A 2,497-nucleotide genomic window follows, 5' to 3' on the forward strand; every position below is an offset into this window, starting at 1 on the left:
GCAGAGTGACTGATCACTTAGCCAGAAAATATGATTTCATTTGGTTAACTACTTAAGAGAGCGCTGCAAAATTATGTTTACTGTCAACACGTTGCCCTGCCTGACCCGACAATACAGCGATATCACCGGTCTGTTGACGATCAAGAATATCCAGTACCGTGGCAATTTTATTGTCCAACTCGGACCACTCTTCGTCGGCCACCGAGTCTTCCACAATACCCGCACCGGAGTAGAGCATCAGGTTATCAGCCAGACGGGCGCTGCGAATTGCCACACTGAAATCACTCTTTTGAATACCAACAATCCCACACACACCGGCATACAAACCACGAGCGTAGGGTTCGTTGGCTGCAATAAACGAAAATGCTTCCTCTCTTGGAGCGCCCCCCACTGCCGGGGTCGGATGAAGTACGTCCAATAACTGTTGATCACACACGTCGTGGTTCAGTACGCCACGAATCTGGTAACGCAAATGCTGAATATGGCGCAGTTTCACAATCGAGTGGCTGCGATCCGCTTCCAGAGACTGACAGAGTGGTTGCAGCCTATGGCAGATATCATCCAGAACCAGACGGTTTTCATGGATATTTTTACCATCGCTCATCAGCAGGCTTTCCAGCTGAGCATCTTCAAGCGGGTTCTGACCACGGACAATAGTGCCTGCCAGGGCCTCGGTAGAAATAATATTTTCCAGTCGCTTCACCAATCGCTCAGGAGAGCAACCAAAAAAAGTTTGTCCCTGCCTCTGAAACAGGAACTGATAGGAATGCGGGTTCGCCTGCTGCCATGGGTAAAGCAATGAGAACGGGGAGAGATGCCCCTCAAGTTTCAGACACGTTGCCCGGGACAACACCACCTTATCCAGTACGCCTGATGCAAAGGCCTGTCTGGCCTTGCCAACCAGTTGATTCCAGACATTCGCATCCGGCTGGTAACCTGCAAGCTGAAACGTAAAGTCAGCCTCGGGCAACTGCTGGCTGTAGTTGAGTGCTGCGATAATCCCCAGAGCTTTGCGAATACTGCTACGGTATGCCAAAGCATTGTCAGACCTGAGGTTCACCCCCAGCACCATTCCCTCGCGAGTCTGAACCAGTTCCAGCAGTGGCAGGATGACCATGCCATAACCAAAAGCAGGCCATATTGAACATTCATCGTCCGCAAAAGAGAGATAGCAGAGGCAGTGACTGCTGCCATGCTCCGGCAGATGACTCAAGAGTTTATGGGCATTGGTCAATGCACAAGCCAGGTCCTGCCGACAGGATAATGTTTCTGACCAGCTATAACCGAGAGTCGCTATCGCATGATCGCCTTCCCTGTCTCTCCAGAACGCTTTTTCACAGCAGTCCTGTGCAGCCAGAAAGCCCAGCAGATGAATGACCGGCAAAGGGAGCTCAACTCTGACCAGCCGCTTTTCAGGCACAGGCTGAGATAACAGCTTTTCCAACTGTTCCACCATCAATGCAAACTGAGCCTGAATTACACTGGTCAAGATACCCTGCCAATAAGATAAGTTAACAATAAAGCATCGTAAGATAATGAAATTGTACGTAGATTGGCCACCGGTATCTGGATCGTATTTACCGAGAAAAACCATGCCACACCTAAGGGTATAACCCAATGAGTGTAATAGTAGATGAATTTTTCAACGCAACTTTTTATCATTGCACTTCTTTCAACACTGAAATTCATACCTTTCAACAGAACTGACCCCTTGATCAGTTTCATCAGTACGGGTAACTATTCACCATGGCCACCAATGGAGAGTCAGCCAGACAATGGCTGCAACAGAACAGGGAACAGATCTCGGAGGAGCGAATTCTCCAAATTCGCAGTAACCTGGTAAAAAAAATAAACCAGATGGCGGATCCTGAGGACCTGACTGTATCGGATGAACATCAGGGGTTGTTGGAGGCCCTTGATGTGATGGATAACTGGCTTCAGGAACGCGCAACACCACAGGAAACAGCAGAGGAAGCTTCAGCGCTGGATTACAGCCCGCTTATTCAGGAGCCATCGGAGCCTGCCCCTCAGCTGACTCAGGAAGAGAAGCTGCGCCGCTTCCAGAATCTGCTGAAGACCACAAAAAAATAACGGTAAATGGTGAAGTTGCGCTCAGGAAGAGACAACCTCACCGATTGGCTGCCGGGGCATCACACTTTCAACCGCTCACATTCCTCAACGACCCGGTCATAGGTCCAGTCCCCGCCGCCGGGATGCTTCACCTCATGTTCAATCAGCTTCTGGCACATCTGCATAGGGTTCAGCCCCTTTTTTGCCAGTCGTTCCAGTGTCTGTTTCAGCTCACTGTCTGCTTCACTGAATTCCTGAGCGCTTCTGGATCCTTTCTTTCTGACTGCAACTTTTATTTGCTTCATCGTCAACTCACCTAAAACAACTTGGGCCTCTGGGAGGCCACCCTAGGAGGCTGTCCGAGAATAGTCCGCCCTACTGCGGTTGCGATAAATTGGTCTAAAAATTCCTGCTTCTTCGTCAAATA

Annotated in this window: 3 protein-coding genes; 1 reads left to right on the plus strand and 2 read right to left on the minus strand. The window is 49.7% G+C overall.

Annotated elements, in window-relative coordinates; all coding sequences use genetic code 11:
- Positions 1–52: 52 nt before the first annotated feature.
- Positions 53–1,489 carry an isochorismate synthase MenF gene (locus tag KDK15_RS07385; RefSeq protein WP_257294718.1) on the minus strand — a complete coding sequence of 479 codons (1,437 nt, stop codon included), beginning with the start codon at positions 1,487–1,489 and terminating at the stop codon, positions 53–55.
- Between the two features lie 257 nt (positions 1,490–1,746).
- Here KDK15_RS07385 and KDK15_RS07390 point away from each other — a divergent pair, with 257 nt between their 5' ends.
- A complete protein-coding gene (locus KDK15_RS07390; protein WP_257294719.1) occupies positions 1,747–2,091 on the plus strand; it encodes a hypothetical protein in 345 nt (114 codons plus the stop codon).
- A gap of 59 nt (positions 2,092–2,150) precedes the next feature.
- On the opposite strand, the gene KDK15_RS07395 is transcribed toward KDK15_RS07390, so the two are convergent.
- The gene (locus KDK15_RS07395; RefSeq protein ID WP_257294720.1) at positions 2,151–2,375 is read right to left on the minus strand and encodes a hypothetical protein; all 225 of its coding nucleotides are present in this window, start codon (positions 2,373–2,375) and stop codon (positions 2,151–2,153) included.
- Positions 2,376–2,497: the final 122 nt, after the last annotated feature.

The sequence above is a fragment of the Endozoicomonas sp. YOMI1 genome, from assembly GCF_024606345.1.
Taxonomy (GTDB): domain Bacteria; phylum Pseudomonadota; class Gammaproteobacteria; order Pseudomonadales; family Endozoicomonadaceae; genus Endozoicomonas.